This is a genomic window from Marinomonas sp. PE14-40 (genome assembly GCF_051623805.1).
Classification (GTDB): domain Bacteria; phylum Pseudomonadota; class Gammaproteobacteria; order Pseudomonadales; family Marinomonadaceae; genus Marinomonas.
In genome coordinates this window covers 3,773,581-3,791,115 of record NZ_CP130700.1, presented here as the reverse complement: position 1 = coordinate 3,791,115, position 17,535 = coordinate 3,773,581, and the positions used below count along the sequence as shown (strand labels likewise).

Sequence of the window (17,535 nt, the reverse complement as noted above, 5' to 3'; positions counted from 1 at the left end):
TCTCTTTTCGAGTCCCAAAAGAATTATTATGCATTCATTCAACAGGATGAATGCAAGTAGGTTAAAGCATGGCAAACGAAACATTTGATTACATCATAGTCGGTGCAGGTTCAGCAGGTTGCGTCTTAGCAGACAGGTTAACCGCATCAGGCGAGCATAAGGTACTGCTACTAGAAGCAGGCGGTTCTGATAAAAGTATTTTTATCCAGATGCCGACCGCACTTTCTTATCCTATGAATACAGAAAAATATGCATGGCAGTTCCATACGGATAAAGAACCCGATGTTGATAACCGCGAAATGCACTGCCCTCGCGGCAAGGTATTAGGTGGTGGTTCATCTATCAATGGCATGGTGTATGTTCGTGGTCATGCGTGTGATTTTGACGAGTGGCAAGAACAGGGTGCACAAGGCTGGGATTACCAGAGCTGTTTACCTTACTTTAAACGTGCTGAAACTTGGGTGAAAGGAGCTGACACTTATCGTGGTGGCAATGGCCCTGTTGGAACCAACAATGGTAACAACATGAGCATGAATCCTCTCTATCAAGCCTTTATCAATGCTGGTGTTGATGCGGGTTATGGCAGTACCGATGATTACAATGGCTACCGTCAAGAAGGCTTCGGCCCTATGCATATGACGGTAAAAGACGGTGTTCGTGCATCCACTTCGAATGCGTATTTAAGAACTGCAATGAAGCGTAGTAACCTAACACTACGCACAGGTGTACTGACCCATAAAGTGATCTTTGATGGGGATACAGCAACAGGCATTCAATTCGAGAAAAATGGCAAGGTCGAAGTCGCGAACGCAAGTAAAGAAGTCATCTTGAGCGCAGGCTCTATTGGCTCTCCACAACTATTACAACTGTCTGGCATTGGTCCAAAAGATGTTTTAGAAAAAGCGGGTGTACCGCTTTTCAAAGAGCTACCTGGTGTGGGTGAAAACCTGCAAGATCACCTTGAAGTTTACTTCCAATATGAGTGTAAGCAGCCTGTTTCTCTTAACTCTAAGTTAGGTTTAATCAGCAAAGGCATGATAGGTACTCGCTGGATTCTATTTAAAGATGGTTTGGGTTCTACCAACCACTTTGAATCTTGCGCCTTTATCCGTTCTCGTGCGGGTCTTAAATGGCCAAATATTCAATATCACTTCTTACCTGCTGCTATGCGTTACGATGGTCAAGCTGCGTTTGATGGCCATGGTTTCCAAGTACATGTGGGGCCAAACAAGCCAGAGAGTCGCGGTAAGGTTTGGATTGAAAATGCCGACCCTAAAGCCAAACCTCGCATTGTGTTTAACTATTTAAGCACAGAGCAAGACAGACAAGACTGGCGCGATACTATCCGTCTTAGCCGTGAAATCCTTCAGCAGGATTCTCTAACCGAGTTTCGTGGTGAAGAAATTCAGCCAGGCATGGCAGTTGAGTCTGATGAGCAAATTGATGCTTGGGTTAGACAGAATGTCGAAAGTGCTTATCACCCATCTTGTACCTGTAAAATGGGGGCTGACTCAGACCCAATGGCAGTGCTCAATGCCAATTGTGAAGTACGCGGTGTGAACTCACTAAGAGTGGTAGATTCTTCAATCTTCCCTACCATCACGAATGGTAACCTTAACGGCCCTTCTATCATGGTGGCTGAAAAAGCAGCTGACATGATCCTAGGCAAAGCACCTCTTCCAAGTGAAAATGTGCCTGTCTGGATCCATGATGATTGGCAGAATAGCCAAAGGTAAACCGCTAGTTTGTGTAAAGAAGGCCGATTATTCGGCCTTTTTTTATGCTTGCTACTAGTCAGAAACCTTAAGATAGTCATATGATGACAGGTAATAGTTAAATATAACAAAATAACAAAAACACATTTACCCTATTCAAAAGGAAGCGCTATGTCTGACGTTAAATTAATCGATGATCGTGATATTGAATTTTTACTCTACGAATTTCTGGATACCCAAGCATTACTGGAACGACCTAGATATCAAGAACACTCACGAGAAATCTTTAACACCACATTAGACACAGCAAAAACCATAGCGCAAAAATACTTTGCTAATCACAACAGCAAAGGCGATGAGAACGAACCTAGCTTTGATGGAGAGAAAGTCCACCTGATTCCTGAGACGCAAGCCGCTTGGGATGCTTATGCTGAAGCAGGCTTTTTAGGTGCCGCTTATGATTTTGAAGAAGGTGGCTCGCAAATGCCAGAGATTATTCTGCGCGCGGCCATGGGCTATATTACGGCTGCCAACCCTTCTACTACCGTATATCCGTTTTTAACCCTTGGTGCTGCTAACCTAGTACGTAGCTTTGCTAGTGACGAGCACAAAACCACCTACTTGCCGCCTATGATGGATGGCCGTTTTGCAGGCACTATGGCGCTTACAGAGCCCGGCCAAGGTTCAGCCCTTGCGGATATTACCACCAGCGCAAAACCACAAGCGGATGGCACTTATCGCATCTTTGGTCAGAAGATGTTTATTACGGGTGGCGATCAATCTCTCACAGATAACATCATACATATGGTTCTTGCCAGAGTTGAAGGTGCGCCAGCGGGCACAAAAGGCATTTCCATGTTTATCTGCCCAAAAGTACTTCTCAATGAGGATGGCAGTTTAGGCGAGCGTAACGATGTAGCGCTAGCAGGCTTACTGCATAAAATGGGCTACAAGAATGCCACTTCTACCGTGCTTAATTTTGGTGAAAAAGACGGTGCTGTCGGCTATCTAGTCGGTGAAGAAAATAAAGGCCTGAGCTATATGTTCCAGCTGATGAACGAGGCTCGTATTAGCGTGGGGTCAGGTGCGAGTTTATTAGGTTACCAAGGTTATAACTACTCCCTTGAATATGCTCGTAACCGACCTCAAGGCCGCCCACCAACAGACAGAGACCCTAGCAGTAAGCAAGTGAATATTGTCGAGCATGCGGATGTGCGTCGTATGTTACTGGCCCAAAAAGCCTATTCAGAAGGCTCTCTCGCATTGTGTTTATATGCTTCCTCTTTGTTTGAAGACAGCCAAACAGGGGCAACAGAAGAAGACAGAAAAGCCGCGTTTACTCTATTGGATCTCATCACACCTATCGTAAAAAGCTTCCCTTCTAAATACGGTTTAAAAGCCAATGAACTGGCGATACAAATTTTAGGTGGCTCAGGCTATATCCGTGAATACCCAGTGGAACAGTATTATAGAGATAATCGCCTTAATGCTATTCACGAAGGTACTGACGGCATCCATGGGTTAGACCTATTGGCCCGTAAAGTACCCATGAAAGACATGGCGGGCTATCAAGCCATGTCGAAAGAAATGAAGAAAATACTCAAAACCATTAAGCAAGATGTCAACCTGCAAGAAGGCCGTATCCGCGAGTTTGCAGACGCACTCAAAGCCGCACTGAAAACCTTAGACAATACCACCATGATGTTGATGATGACCCTAGGCAAAGGGAAAATCGATCTAGGCCTTGCCAATGCGAATCTATACCTAGACATGTTTGGTCGCGTATTAGTAAGCTGGGTATGGCTTAAACAAGCGGTACTCGCACAGCAAGCCCTTGATCTCAAACCGCACGAAGCAGATGAGCATTTCTATCAAGGTAAACTACAAGCAGCGCAATACTATATTCGTTGGGAATTACCTGAAATAGAGCATCAAGCCAAACTTTTACAAGCCAATGACGATACTTGCTTAGCCATGCAGGATGATTGGTTTTAGACTCTTTAATTAGCTAATTACTCTAACTAAACCGAATCAGGAAGCTGGTTCGGTTTTTTTTATATCAACAAACGATTTATTTCTCTTTCCTAACATCAGCCGCCAGATTGGTGTTCACGTCATTCAGATCAGAGCCTAAAGTTATAGCGTCATCTTTATGCTCAATACCTGACTGGGAAACTTCGGAAGCAGCGAGCGTAATCGCTTTTTGCTCTGGCATGTCATCTGTCACTAATACTGACATGAGTACCTTGTCATAGAAGCCACCATGCCGGAAACCAGCTTGACGTTGAATGCCTTCATGATGGTAGCCTGCATTTTCATAAGCTCTGATAGCAGCCTTGTTATCCACAAAGGCGGTCAGCTCTACTCTATGTAGTCCCAAATCACGAAAAGCATAGCCTGTGACTAACTGAGTCACATTGGTCGCAACACCTTTGCCCCAATAATGTTTGTCGCCAATGAGGATAAAGTGTTCGGCACTGCGGTTTATTTGGCTCATAGACACTAAGCCTGTGTAGCCCACTAACTTGCCTGTTTTAATACAGCAGATACCAAACAAGACCATTTTCGGGTCCTGATTTACCTTGCTTAACCAAACACCAATATCACTCTGAGATTGAGGGTAAGCAAAAGAAGAGGTACTGAACTGGGTGATTTCTCTGTCTTGTGACCAGAGATAAAACACTTCGGCATCTTCAGCTTCGAGTGATCTAAGCGTAACCGCTTGGCCTTTCATAAACATACCCTTCTCCTTGTACTCATTATATTTTCTCTAAATGTCTTCCTTCTAAATTAGCCTGAAGCACAAGTGAAGTCACGTTCCTCTCAAACTTTACGCCAATAAAAAAGCCTTATTGGGCATGATTACACCCAATAAGGCTTTTCTTACTTAACTATATTGTTTCGCTTATTTTAATAAGAACTGAGCAAAACCATCATCGAGGTCTTTATCAAATTCAAGATTGTCTGACGCAACCGCTTTACCTTTAGGTGAGGTTTTAAACACGACTTTTGCATTCGCTAGTGTGTCTGCAAAGTGCCAGTTACCATCCGCTTTAGGCGAAATTGTTGTTTGCGATAATAAGTAGTTCGCGACCACATCACGGTTCTTATCTGGTGCATCAATCACAATTGTCGAACCATCTAGATTCGGGAAATGTCCGCCACCGCCAGCACGATAGTTATTGGTCGCAACCAAGAAGTCTTGCTTAGGATCAATCGCTTTACCTTGGAAGGTAACATTCGTGATTCGGTGATTATCCGCACTCACCATGACACCTTTACTTTCATAACGAGCAGGCTGAGTCACATCGATTTGATAATTAATGCCATCAATCACATCAAAGTTATAAGTTGGGAAACTGGTGTTCACCAATTGCTGAGCAGTACTCGTATTAGTCGTATCGATTTGATTAAACTGACCCGCAGAAAACTCAAGCCACTCAACGATTTGAGCACCGTTTAACTTAACCACTTTTAGATCGTTCGGATAAATATAAAGGTCGCTGACATTTTTAAGGGCGATATCCCCTTTTTTCACATCCGTATAATAATCTGCCCCACCTCGGCCACCCGCTTTAAATGGCGCGCCAGCCGATAAAATAGGCAATCCGTCAAATGAGGTACCTTGCACGATATTTTTCACATACCAAGTTTGCGCTTGGTTCACGACTTGAATAGAAGGGTCATCTTGTACTAACGCAAAGAAGCTATTGATATCCGCTGTGGTTTCGCCCACTTTCTTACGCATATAAGCCAAGGTACCTTGATGATCTTCTTCTACCACATTGTTGATGTCAGCCGCGGCTTCAACCAAAGAAATACTCTTACGCCCTTCACGCTTTGCAATAGCACGTACTGAACCAGTACCGTCAACCACTTCCCATTTACCGTTTTCCTGCGATAGTGTCAGATCAACCACACCTAGGTGACTTCCCCAAAAACCAGGCATAGTGGCAGCAACACCAAATACCGTGCCTTTTTCTGAATCAACCCCGTCGTAGGCATCAAGCGCTTTATCACCAGGGAAAACACGGTGAGAGTGACCAAACATGATGGCATCAATTCCTTCGACCTTTGCGAGGTAATAGGTCGCATGCTCATCCATGCCTTCACGAGGTGTGTCATACATACCAGAATGAGGGATAGCAACAATCACATCCGCACCCTTGGCTTTCATTTCTGGTACAAATTTTCTCGCTGTTTCCACGATATCTTTAGAGATAACCTTACCTGTTAGATTTGCTTTATCCCAAGTCATGATTTGTGGTGGGGTAAAGCCTATATAACCTATCTTGATGGTTTGCTTGTTACCATCAGAGTCGATCACTTCCTTATCTTTGATGATATAAGGCTGGAAGTAGTTTTGATCGTTGCTAGCGTCATCATCACCGTCATCAAAGTAAACGTTAGCCACCACATAAGGGAAGTTAGCGCCGTTTAAAGACTTCATCAAAAAGTCTAAACCATAGTTAAATTCATGGTTACCAATATTAGCAGCGTCATAACCCAGTAGATTCATGGCTTTGTATGCTGGGTGAGTTTCGCCAAACTTAAGCACCTTACCCTTAGCCACATAATCACCTAATGGTGTGCCCTGAAGTAGGTCCCCGTTATCAACCAAGACAGAGTTAGCGACTTCGGCACGTGCTTGGCGAATCAGGGTTGCCACTTTAGATAAACCCACTGAGTTACTTTGGCTATCTTTGTAGTAATCATAATCTTGGATATGCATATGAATATCCGTGGTTTCCATAACTCTTAACTCTACTGTTTGAGCTAAAGCACTCTGGCTTAGCAAAAGAGAGCCGGCAATAGCTGGACCCATTAAAAATGGTAAAGATTGACGCAACAAAGACATATATGAGCTCCGATTAAATCGTATTTATTATTATGTTAGCGATAGATTAATTTATGATTGATTTACTTTTATTAATTCTGACTAAAGAGACAGACTAACAGTAGAATTATCTAATGTGAACTCTTGTCATGACAATAATCTGACAGAATCATGAATTTTTATATTCAGATTCAAGTTCTTAAACAGGCATCACACTAGGGCTTTCTCGTTTAATCAAATTAACCAGTTGCGTCAAACCAAATTGGAATGCAGCGTCATCTGCGATCGCCATCAAAGAGATTCGAATACAAGAACTTTGCTTACCTTGAGCTTCAAAAAACACACCGCTACTTAATAATATTCCATGCTCTTTAGCCGTTTGCACCAAAGCTTCCACCAGCCAACTAGGCGGTAAGGTTAGCCAAATATGATAACTAGATGCTTGGCACTGAAAGATTACATCGGGCAAGGCTTGGCTTAGCATTTGCTGTGCAATTGCTTGCCTTCGTTGCGCAATCATTTTTTGCTCTGTTGCCATATCAAAGGCCATACCTGAATCAATTAACCTTTGCGCGCACTCGAACATAAAAGCAGAAGCATGCCAAACCATGGTACGGATATACTCACTCACATGAGACACCTGACTTTGCGGCGCTTTAATAAAGCCACATCTTAAACCTGGACTAATGGCTTTTGACAAACTACTGATATAAAAGCTTTTTTCAGGTACCAAGTTAGTAATTGCCGGCACGATTTCTTGGTTCAAAAAAGCATAGATATCATCTTCTAATAACCAGACAGGATGTTGCTGAATCACTTGAGCGATCGCCTGTCTTCGCGCCTTAGGCATGGTTACTGTGGTGGGGTTTTGGTGAGAAGGTACGACAACAACGAGACTAGGCTTAAATTGCTGACATATCTCATCTAGCGCCTCAGCTTGCATCCCATACTCATCCATAGAGACAGCGATGGGTTTGCGCCCTAAGCTTTTTATTATGGCAATCACACCAGGGTAAGTTTGTGCCTCTAAGGCAATGTAATCTCCTTCCTTGCTATAACATTCGATCAAACTAGATAAGGCATGTTGGGCACCATTACAGAGTAATATTTGCTCTGCACGGCTTACCTCTAAACCATAGGCTTCACACCATAAGCGCCCTGCCTCTTTATGGACTATAGAGCCTGTATCTTCTCGATAAGAGAAAAGCTGAGTCTGTATTTGTTGGCTAAAGATCTGACTAAAGGTAGCTTGCAATTGGCTTAATTGCTCTTTAAAGCAGGGCTGTAAAATAGAAAAGTTTTTATCTTTTTCTTCTCGCTCAGATTGAATCACTTGTTTTAATTGAGGTAATTTTTTGACATAACTACCACGCCCAACGAAAGACTCCACCAGCCCCATTTCTGTTAACAAATTATAGGCTTTTGCCACAGTCACAGCGGTAGTTGAAAAGGCATCAGCCAATGACCTATGAGTCGGTAGTTTGCTGCCTTCTGGGTATTGACCTACTTCAATTCTCGACTCTATTTTTCTAGCAATTTCGACATACTTTGCGGCTGTCACGGAATCTAGCCCCTCACATCTGACAATTTCAATAAGAATTAGCGTATTTTACTTGCACTATATGCAATTAAAACCTCTTCAAAGTGCTATCTAAATACAAATGACATAAAAAATCTATGGCAATATAACAATTGACATAGGTTAATTTGAAAATTAACCTTTACGCATCATCTAACTAGTCACTTTCAGCATAAGGAACTCACATGAAGACAATTAAAACTGCATTTATCGGCTTAGGCGTTATGGGCTACCCAATGGCAGGCCACCTAAGTAAACACGACTACCCTGTTACTGTCTTCAATCGCAGTCAAAGCAAAGCAGAAAAGTGGGCCACAGAGTTTACTGGCACATTTGCTAGCACGCCAAAGGAAGCTGCTGCAGGTGCTGATATGGTCTTTGTCTGTGTGGGTAACGATAATGATGTTCGCAGTGTTATCTATGGTGAAGATGGTGTACTTGCAGGTCTTAAAGCAGACAGCATATTGATCGACCACACCACCACGTCAGCAGACCTTGCGATTGAATTACAACAAGCCTGTGAAAAGCAAAACGTTAGCTTTATTGATGCACCGGTTTCTGGAGGCCAAGCAGGCGCTGAAAATGGGGCTTTAACCATTATGTGTGGCGGCTCTCAAGCAAGTTTTGATCAAGCATTGCCTGTTATGAATAGCTTTGCCAAGCAAGCTCAGCTACTTGGTCCGAATGGTCAAGGCCAACGTTGTAAAATGGTAAACCAAATCTGTATCACTGGGGTGTTACAAGGTTTGAGTGAAGCCTTGATGCTAGCGCAAAAAGCCGATCTTGATATTGCTCAAGTGGTTGATACCTTAAAGCATGGTGCTGCAGGTTCTTGGCAGATGGCCAACCGCCTAGAGACGATGGCAAAAGATGAGTTTGATTTTGGTTTCGCCATTGATTGGATGCGCAAGGATTTAGCCATATGCCTTGAAGAAGCAGAGCGCCACAATATCAAGCTACCTTTAACTGAAAAAGTAGACGCTAGCTATAAGAGCCTACAAGATCAGGGCTTAAATCGTATGGATACATCAGTACTAGTAAAAGCCGTTAAAGCTGAAAACAGCTAATCTGGCTTTTCTTATTAGCGCCTAAACCAGCGCCAGAAAAAGAGCACATTTAAAAGAGCTTGTGCCACATAAGTTAAGGCACACGCTGTCAAGATTTGCTTAATTTTAGGGTAGTCTTTTGGCGCTAAGTAACGTCCTTCCAACAAGATGGGTAATGCCTTGTTAAAACTGGCATCCCATTCTTCTGGTAACATAGCCAAATACACAAAGGCTAGACAAAAACCGCTAAGAAATACCATCATGGCATGTAAAGGCACGGCATAAGGAATATGGATAACCACAGAAATGGCCGGCCATAACATGAGTAAGAATAAGGCTAAACTTCTGACTACCCTAGCCAATGGCGCATAACGTTTACTCAGCAAGGTGACCTTATCATTATTATGATAAGCCAGAGCATGACCGACTTCATGTGCGGCCACGGCAACTGCGGTTAAGGATTTTGCTTGGTAGGATTGAGGGCCTAAACGCACTGTTTTCGAATTTGGATCATAGTGATGTTTATCCTTATCTAGGGATTCCACTTTTACATTATCCGCACCATGCTTATCCAATAAATGACGAGCGAGTTCATCCCCAGTACCGGCTAAATCTGGCCTGATATTACTATGTCGCTTTAAAACGTACCTCACCCACAGGGAAGGTGCGATAATCAACACCAGTAGGACAATAATTAACAGTGGCACACAATCTCTCCGAGGTTTCTTCTATCATAGGTTATTTTATTATGCTTGGCTTAGCCTAAACCCGAGCTAAGAAAAAATTTAACAAGCTAACCAGTAAGATAAGTATAAAAAATCAGTTAACCTCTTCATACCTTACTTAACAAAGGCTAAACAAAATTCACTTTTTTAAACCTTTTCCTGTCTTACACTTAGGTTAACTGCTTTATATATATTTTAGGTGAATATGTGAATAACCCATTAATTCAACCCATTCTTAGCATTCTCGAAGCCAACAGCCAAGGCATTAGTGAGTTTGAATTATTACGCTTATTAGAGCGAGAAACACCTATATTTGATGATTTAGGTGATGACCCAGACTTAAAACTCTTCCGCAAACACTTTTTAATTATGAATGCACTTTATCAATTGCAAAGACAACTTTGGCAAGAAGATGAAGTTCGACTATCTATCTCTCCTTTACAAATTCAGTTAGAGGCCGTAACTCAAATTGAGATCAGCCAATCCAGTGAAGTGGAAGACGGCGCCGAAGCTAAACTTGCCGCTTACTACCTAGATTGGGATGAGTATGACAATACGGATGCAGAAGATGTCGCGGCATTGCTAAAAGGCTTTTATAACAAGCTGTTTAATCATGAAGATACTGAGCAAGCCTTAGAAACCCTTGGTATCAAAGAAAACCCAACAAAATCAGAGATTAAGCAAGCTTATCGATTATTAGTGAAAAAAGCACACCCGGATAGAGGAGGCGATGCAAAAAAATTTATTAAACTACGAAAAGCCTATGAACACCTTATAAGTCAATCATATGCATAAAAATCACATGCATTAATACGAGTATTTAACGGCTTCTCCTACTTTAGTCCCTGTTGCAAAAAAGATTCTTAACTACACTTGAAATATGGTCTTTACAATTCTTTGACCAAACTTAAGGGAATAACGGCTAACCCCTTGATGATGAGGGTAAGCTTTAAATAAAGTTACCATTGGATGGTGTTAAATGTATAAGCTTCTCTTCCTATTTGTATTCGCTTTTTATGGACACATAAACGCGCAAGCGCAAACCTACCCCGTGCTTGATGGTAACTATGCTAATCAAGACTTACTCACAGCAAAAGAAGTTGAGTACCAAAAAAGTCTAAGAGAGCTCAATCAGAATACTCAATTAAGTGGCAGACAAGCATTGCAGCAACTCAGTTTTTCTACTGACACTTATGCTGAGTCACAAGGTTATTCAGATATTGCGTTTTGGCACCAGATCTCACTTCCTAAGGCTACAAACGAGACTCAAAAAATCCATTTGAAGTTCGCCAATGTCATGATTGATGAGCTAAATTTTTATCTCATCAGAGATGGACGACAAATTAAAGCTTGGCAAAGAGGCGCTCAACAAGAGTGGTTACCTGGCAATGATAAAGACGCTATTTGGCTAACCATTCCCCTATCTGATCAACTCGAATCTAGCTTATTAATCCGAAAAAGGTCCAACTCCAGCTTACTGTCTCCCATTGCCTTTTTCGAAGATAAAAAGGTAGCTGCTGCCAAACTAAAACAAAAAGTCACTTGGACTGTATTAACCTCGGCTCTGATCTTATTGCTCTTTTATAATATTGCGGTGTATTCATTCTTTCGCGCACCGGCCTTTATTTATTACATACTGCTTAATTGCAGCTTGATCCTAGGTATAAGTGTGACCAATGGCATGGGAATATGGCTTTTCCCCGATTCGGTATTCAGTTCTTTACATCAGTTTAAAGCGACAATTAATGCGATTAGTCTCTGGAGTGTTTTTCGCTTTAGTCTGCTGTTTTTCAACACTAAAAACAGCTTCCCCATCTTATGGAAAAAGCGTTTTTTCGGAGATACTATTCTGATAAGTTACATCTTTGCTAGCCTCGTTTTTAATTATCAGGAATTGATCACCAGCTTTTTAAGCCTACAGCTCATCGTCAGCTTTATGTGCATTTTTGGTTTAGTGCACACAGGCGCTCAAAAGAATTGGGCCATTAAGAGCTACCTTGTCGCTTGGTCTTGCGTCATCTTTGGTGCCAGTGTGGAGACACTTATTTTCTTAAATGTCATACCTTATACAGAATTTAGCTCTAATGTTTACCCTGTTTGCACCATTATTGAATTAATTGGTTTCTCCCTGGCTTTCGCAGAGAAAGCCCACAGCAATGAAATTAACCGTAAACATCAACTCATCACAGACCTACATACGGGGCTACCAAATCGCCGTTTTTATTTCACCCAGTTAGAAACCAAGCTAAAGAAATTGGCGCTCACTCAAGATAGCTTTGCGCTGGTGACGGTTCAGTTTACTAGCCAAGACTCGATGAACCATGTGTTTGGACCTGAGAAAGCAGACATTGCCATTCGCCAAACCGCACTAGTACTTAACTTGACTCTGCTACAAGATGATAAAGCGATTACCTTTACCATGCCGAATAAGGACATAGCCTGCCTAATTAAGACAAGCACCAATACCTTGGCTTTTCTTTGTAAGGATAAACATAAGCTGGATGAGATAGTCCACCAGCTATTAGACGTACTGGATGGCGTGGTTACCATAGAGCATTTTGATATGCAGCATCAATACAGCATAGGGGCTGCACTTTACCCTGAACATACCAACAATATTGATACTCTATTTCGTTATTCTTTAATTGCTGCAGACATTAATAACTTATGCAGTGACTCTTGGAGTCTGTTTAATCAGAAGTACCAGATTAATCATATTTATCAGCACAAGTTACTGGCTCGTTTAAAAGAGGATGTAAGAGAAGAAAGACTCACCTTTGAAATCCAACCACAGGTGGAGCTCAACAGCGGGCGTATTATTGGCGGCGAAGTACTCATTCGCTGGAACAATGAAGAAATGGGTAAAATCGGGCCAGATGAATTTATTCCTTTAGCTGAAAGTGCAGGGCTAATTTATATGGTCACCCAGATGATCGTTAATAAGGTATTTGCTTGGGTGGCAGATAATCGTCATATCATCGAAAACAAACACCTCTCAATTAATATTTCTGCGAAAGATATTTTGCGTAGCGACTTTGCCATGCAACTGATTAATGCCAGTGTTTGTCATGGGGTACCACCAGAAAGTTTTATTTTAGAAGTCACTGAAAGCAGCTTCTTTGAGCACAATAAGACGGTTGAGAATAATATAAAAACCTTAAAAGACGCGGGGTTCAGACTCTCGATTGATGATTTCGGCGCTGGCTATAGCTCTATGCACAGTGTGATGATGCTTTCTCCCGCCGAAATTAAAATTGATCGGATGTTTATCCAAAACCTACATAAGGATGAGACCAGTTTTACTCTGTGCAAAACCTTGGTCACACTGATTACTGAGCTAGGCGCACAGACGGTTGCAGAAGGTGTTGAGGGCCAACAAACCATTAATCAATTACTCGAATGGGGTTGTCAGGTTGGCCAAGGCTTTGGTTTATATAAACCTATGGCTCCCAGCCAATACAGTGAACTACTAAACAAAAACAATAACTTAAGCTTCATACATCTAAAACAAGAAATTTAGCTTCATATAAAGAAGCGCAGCACTTAACTAAAACTTTTTGCGTAATGCATAGTCCTATTTAGACGCTGTCGTATGGAAAGGACTTGTCCCTTACTAGTCATACGTCTATTCTGTTTTTCTTTTTTTAGTATTATTTAATATGTCTATTTCCAATCGCGCTATCAAGTATTTAAGTGTTTTCACCTTAGCCCTACTTACCTTCGCCTGTAGTAAGCAAGAGATACATGACAGTAATGACTTTGCTAATAATGGTCGGGATACCGAAGCCTTCGCCCGTCAAAGCCTGTACTTAGAAGAGCGACTTCCACCTGCTCTCGCCTTCCCTGAAGCTAGCTTTTTGGAAGGCCTTAAACAACAAGCCAGTTTTTTATCCCGTAAATCCGAGTCCGATAGCTATTTGTTAGAAGACTTCCAGGTGGATAATAAGGCACTTAATCAATCTATCTCTTTAATTGCAGATTGGCTGGCAAACCCTAAACAAGCTCACAATATCAAAGCCTATCAATTACGCGGCCAAGACGGCCGAGGTAATGTTCAAGTAACAGGTTATTACGTGCCCGTTATCGAAGTACGTAAAGAAGCTCAGGGTGAGTTTATCTACCCGCTTTACCGTAAACCACAAAAAAACAAAGGCGAACGGTTACCCGATAGAGATGAGATAGATTTCGAAAACGTACTAGAAGGTAAAGGTCTTGAAATCGCTTATAGCAGTAGCTTGATCGATAACTTTTTTCTACAGGTCCAAGGCTCAGGCGTAGTGCAATATGAAGATGGTAGTCAGGCACTCTTATCTTGGGGTGGCGTAAATGGCCATGAATACCGAAGTCTTGGTAAGGTACTTATCGAAAAAAATGAGATTCCCAAAGAAGATATGTCAGCACAGGCTATTAAAGATTGGCTGATTGCTCATCCAGAAAGGCAAAGAGAAATACTGACAACTAACCCAAGCTATCTCTTCTTTAAAGAAGGCTTGAGTAAACCTGTTGGCGCAGCGAACGTGCCTCTTACACCTAAATACTCCATTGCAGTTGACCCTAAAGTCATCCCGCTTGGCTCAGTATTGTTAGGCGAGCTGCCTATTTTGAATGATCATGGTGAGTTAGTCAGCCACGAATACCGTCTGCTTTTAGCACAAGATAAAGGCGGGGCTATCAAAGGCGCCGGACATATAGACTGGTATCAAGGCATAGGTGAAGAAGCCCACCATTATGCCAGCCAATTAAAGCATTATGGTCGCCTCTGGTTATTACTGCCCGATTAGATATAGCGACTGCACAAGATTGTTTTAAAAGATTGTCATCAGATTGCAAAACCTCTGAATTAAACTCTTTCCATAAACTAAATCAGGCTTGTGATAAGCCTGATTTATCTTCTTAGTAAAACAAAGCTTAAACTCACAAAAGCAATACCAATTCCCTATACGCCTTAACACCGCTTTGCTTTATCATTGATTTATCAACCTTTATTAGTCATGGAATGTTATGGAATTTATTTGGATATTATTTGCTTTCGTGTGCGGCTTGTTAGTCAAGCTGATCAACCTGCCTCCTCTTATTGGCTTTCTCATTGCAGGTTTTGCTCTTAATGCATATGGCATCCAACCTAGCGACTCATTAAATACCATTGCTGACCTAGGCATCACTCTGATGCTCTTTACCATAGGATTAAAGCTCCACGTAAAAGATCTACTCAAACGTGAAATATGGGCGGGTACCCTGTCTCATATGGTGCTCTGGTCAGGTCTCTTTATTGCCATGTGTCTTTTTGGGTTTGCCTTAAGTTTGCCTTACTTTACCTCTTTAGACTGGCAAACCTCGGCCCTTGTGGGCTTCGCTCTAAGTTTTAGTAGTACGGTTTGTATCATTAAACTGTTAGAGGAAAGTGGCGAACTTAAAACCCGCCATGGTCAAATATCCCTAGCGATTTTGGTTATGCAGGACATAGTTGCCGTCATCTTCTTAGTTGTTGCCACAGGTACCATTCCAAGTATTGGCGCTCTTGCCCTATTCGGCTTGATCTTCGCGAGGCCTTTATTTGGTATCGTGTTGAATAAAGCTGGCCACGGAGAAATGCTCCCTCTTGCGGGTATCTTCTTAGCACTCGCTGGCTATGAGCTCTTTTATTTATTCAATGTGAAAGGCGATCTTGGCGCGCTTATTTTCGGCATATTATTAAGCTCTCATCCTAAAGCAAGTGAGCTGACCAAGTCTCTTATGGGCTTTAAAGACCTTTTCTTAATTGCCTTCTTCCTATCGATTGGTTTTACCGCACTGCCAACTTTCGACATGTTAGTGTCCGCTTTCCTTGTCTCTTTTGCCTTGATCCTAAAGTTTGCCCTTTTCTTTGGTCTTTTCATTTTATTAAGACTAAGGGGACGTACCGCATTCTTAACCGCCCTTGCGTTAAGTAATTACAGTGAGTTTGGTCTAATCGTCGCTCAATTAAGTGTTGATTCTGGTTGGTTAGATAAAGAATTTCTTGTCATTTTAGCCTTGGCTGTTTCCATCTCCTTTGTGGCAACTAGTCTGCTTTATCGACGTGCTCATGATATTTACCATACTTACCAACGTCTCATTCGCCGCTTTGAAAAAGCAGAACCTCTCGCAGTGGATACCTTTGTACAACCTGCAAAGGCGGATGTATTAGTCGTTGGTTTAGGGCGTGTAGGTTGCGGTAGTTTCCATTCCCTTAATCGCATTATGCCTAACAGTGTTGTCGGTATGGATGCAGACAGACTGAGAATTAACCGTCTCCAAGCTGAAGGCCATAATGTTTTCTTTGGCGATGGTGAAGATGCAGATCTATGGGAGAAGTTTGATGTCTCTGAATATAAATTAGTCTTACTGGCACTGCCTTCCATTGAAGACTGTAGCAATATCACGATTCAACTTCGTAAAGCAGGTTTTCAAGGCAAGGTAGCCGCCATAGCGCGCTATCAGGATGAAAGAGAACCTCTTATGGCCTCTGGTATTGATAATGTCTTTAACTTCTATACCGAAGCAGGTAATGGCTTTGCAGAAGAGAGTATGCAATTGCTCAAAGACTATCACCCAGCTAACCGAGTAAACGTCTAGGCGAGCTAGAAAATCTAGAGGCTTTTATCCACCTGCTGAGGCGGGAGGACTTCTTCGCCAGGCTCCCTAAATAAGCAGCACATAAAAAAGGTCGAACAATCACAATTGTTCGACCTTTTTTATAATAGATTTCAAACAGTTTTAAAGACTATTTAAATACCACTGTCTTGTTACCGTCCAAGAAAACTCTGTGTTCGATATGCAGTTTTAACGCACGCGCCAAGGCAACGGTTTCTGTATCACGACCAACAGAGACAAGCATTTCAGGACTGTAGGTATGATCTACTGGCTGTACCGATTGCTCAATGATTGGGCCTTCATCTAGATCTGGCGTGACATAGTGAGCAGTCGCACCAATCAATTTAACACCGCGATGGAATGCTTGATGATAAGGTTTCGCGCCTTTAAAGCCAGGTAAGAAAGAATGGTGAATATTAATCGCACGACCACTTAGTTCTTTACATAGGCTATCAGACAGAATCTGCATGTAACGAGCTAACACAACAAGGTCAGTGCTTGTCTCCTTAACGATATCCAATAGAGCAAGTTCTTGCTCGCGTTTGTTCTCTTTATTAACAGGTAAGTGAACAAAACGGATACCTTCACGTTCAGCCATAGGACGAAGGTCCTTATGGTTAGAAACGATTGCTGTAATTTCCATCGGCAATTCGCCTTTACGATGGCGATACAACAGGTCATCTAAACAGTGGTCAAACTTACTCACCATCAGAAGAACACGTGTCATAGTTGATTTAGCGTGCAGACCCCATTTGATATCAAAAGGTTCTGCTACAGCAGAAAACCCATCACGGATTTCGTCTACTGTTTTTTCGCCGGTTTCAATACGGCATACAGCTCGCATAAAGAACTGTTCACTGTCTTCATCTACATACTGATTGAGCTCGGATATATAACAGCCTTGTGAGGCGATATAAGAGGTCACTGCGGCTACTATACCGCTTTTAGCAGTACAAGATGCTTTCAATACAAATTCGTTAGAATCAGAGTTTTGAATTGCCATATTTGAATAACCTTTAAC

12 protein-coding genes are annotated in these 17,535 nt (G+C 42.1%); 7 read left to right on the top strand and 5 right to left on the bottom strand.

What is annotated here, in order from left to right:
- Positions 1-68: 68 nt before the first annotated feature.
- Together betA and Q0A08_RS17525 are read left to right on the top strand one after the other, a co-directional pair.
- The gene (betA, locus tag Q0A08_RS17530; RefSeq protein WP_438462761.1) at positions 69-1,736 is read left to right on the top strand and encodes a choline dehydrogenase; all 1,668 of its coding nucleotides are present in this window, start codon (positions 69-71) and stop codon (positions 1,734-1,736) included.
- 150 nt (positions 1,737-1,886) lie between these two features.
- Positions 1,887-3,710, top strand: a complete 1,824-nt coding sequence (locus Q0A08_RS17525) for an acyl-CoA dehydrogenase (protein WP_438462760.1) — start codon at positions 1,887-1,889, stop codon at positions 3,708-3,710.
- A 76-nt stretch (positions 3,711-3,786) separates the two neighbouring features.
- Here Q0A08_RS17525 and Q0A08_RS17520 read toward each other — a convergent pair whose 3' ends face one another.
- The 3 genes from Q0A08_RS17520 to Q0A08_RS17510 form a co-directional block, all read right to left on the bottom strand.
- Positions 3,787-4,455, bottom strand: coding sequence for a GNAT family N-acetyltransferase (locus tag Q0A08_RS17520; protein ID WP_438462758.1), 669 nt, complete (start codon positions 4,453-4,455; stop codon positions 3,787-3,789).
- Positions 4,456-4,620: 165 nt separating this feature from the next.
- Positions 4,621-6,573, bottom strand: coding sequence for a bifunctional 2',3'-cyclic-nucleotide 2'-phosphodiesterase/3'-nucleotidase (locus Q0A08_RS17515; protein WP_438462757.1), 1,953 nt, complete (start codon positions 6,571-6,573; stop codon positions 4,621-4,623).
- A 178-nt stretch (positions 6,574-6,751) separates the two neighbouring features.
- Positions 6,752-8,113, bottom strand: coding sequence for a PLP-dependent aminotransferase family protein (locus Q0A08_RS17510; protein ID WP_438462756.1), 1,362 nt, complete (start codon positions 8,111-8,113; stop codon positions 6,752-6,754).
- A gap of 203 nt (positions 8,114-8,316) precedes the next feature.
- On the opposite strand from Q0A08_RS17510, the gene Q0A08_RS17505 reads away from it, so the two are divergent.
- On the top strand, positions 8,317-9,198 hold the full coding sequence (locus Q0A08_RS17505; protein ID WP_438462755.1) for an NAD(P)-dependent oxidoreductase: 882 nt from the start codon (positions 8,317-8,319) through the stop codon (positions 9,196-9,198).
- Between the two features lie 14 nt (positions 9,199-9,212).
- Here the strand turns inward: Q0A08_RS17505 and Q0A08_RS17500 are convergent, their stop codons facing one another.
- The gene (locus tag Q0A08_RS17500; RefSeq protein ID WP_438462754.1) at positions 9,213-9,884 is read right to left on the bottom strand and encodes a zinc metallopeptidase; all 672 of its coding nucleotides are present in this window, start codon (positions 9,882-9,884) and stop codon (positions 9,213-9,215) included.
- A 225-nt stretch (positions 9,885-10,109) separates the two neighbouring features.
- Between Q0A08_RS17500 and Q0A08_RS17495 the strand changes: the two genes are divergently transcribed.
- The 4 genes from Q0A08_RS17495 (at position 10,110) to Q0A08_RS17480 (ending at position 16,496) form a co-directional block, all read left to right on the top strand.
- A complete protein-coding gene (locus Q0A08_RS17495; RefSeq protein WP_438462753.1) occupies positions 10,110-10,697 on the top strand; it encodes a DNA-J related domain-containing protein in 588 nt (195 codons plus the stop codon).
- A gap of 184 nt (positions 10,698-10,881) precedes the next feature.
- On the top strand, positions 10,882-13,422 hold the full coding sequence (locus tag Q0A08_RS17490; protein WP_438462752.1) for an EAL domain-containing protein: 2,541 nt from the start codon (positions 10,882-10,884) through the stop codon (positions 13,420-13,422).
- A 139-nt stretch (positions 13,423-13,561) separates the two neighbouring features.
- Positions 13,562-14,683 (top strand): murein transglycosylase A, encoded by a 1,122-nt coding sequence (gene mltA / locus Q0A08_RS17485; protein WP_438462751.1) that lies wholly within the window; start codon positions 13,562-13,564, stop codon positions 14,681-14,683.
- Between the two features lie 220 nt (positions 14,684-14,903).
- Positions 14,904-16,496 (top strand): cation:proton antiporter domain-containing protein, encoded by a 1,593-nt coding sequence (locus Q0A08_RS17480; RefSeq protein WP_438462750.1) that lies wholly within the window; start codon positions 14,904-14,906, stop codon positions 16,494-16,496.
- A 148-nt stretch (positions 16,497-16,644) separates the two neighbouring features.
- Here Q0A08_RS17480 and purU read toward each other — a convergent pair whose 3' ends face one another.
- A complete protein-coding gene (purU, locus tag Q0A08_RS17475; protein ID WP_438462749.1) occupies positions 16,645-17,517 on the bottom strand; it encodes a formyltetrahydrofolate deformylase in 873 nt (290 codons plus the stop codon).
- Positions 17,518-17,535 lie beyond the last annotated feature (18 nt).

What these genes read in the sequence shown, in the direction of transcription:
- betA (WP_438462761.1), top strand. Translation starts at nt 69, where the DNA reads ATGGCAAACGAAACATTTGATTACATCATAGTCGGTGCAGGTTCAGCA.
- Q0A08_RS17525 (WP_438462760.1), top strand. Translation starts at nt 1,887, where the DNA reads ATGTCTGACGTTAAATTAATCGATGATCGTGATATTGAATTTTTACTC.
- Q0A08_RS17520 (WP_438462758.1), bottom strand. Translation starts at nt 4,455, where the DNA reads ATGTTTATGAAAGGCCAAGCGGTTACGCTTAGATCACTCGAAGCTGAA.
- Q0A08_RS17515 (WP_438462757.1), bottom strand. Translation starts at nt 6,573, where the DNA reads ATGTCTTTGTTGCGTCAATCTTTACCATTTTTAATGGGTCCAGCTATT.
- Q0A08_RS17505 (WP_438462755.1), top strand. Translation starts at nt 8,317, where the DNA reads ATGAAGACAATTAAAACTGCATTTATCGGCTTAGGCGTTATGGGCTAC.
- Q0A08_RS17490 (WP_438462752.1), top strand. Translation starts at nt 10,882, where the DNA reads ATGTATAAGCTTCTCTTCCTATTTGTATTCGCTTTTTATGGACACATA.
- mltA (WP_438462751.1), top strand. Translation starts at nt 13,562, where the DNA reads ATGTCTATTTCCAATCGCGCTATCAAGTATTTAAGTGTTTTCACCTTA.
- Q0A08_RS17480 (WP_438462750.1), top strand. Translation starts at nt 14,904, where the DNA reads ATGGAATTTATTTGGATATTATTTGCTTTCGTGTGCGGCTTGTTAGTC.
- purU (WP_438462749.1), bottom strand. Translation starts at nt 17,517, where the DNA reads ATGGCAATTCAAAACTCTGATTCTAACGAATTTGTATTGAAAGCATCT.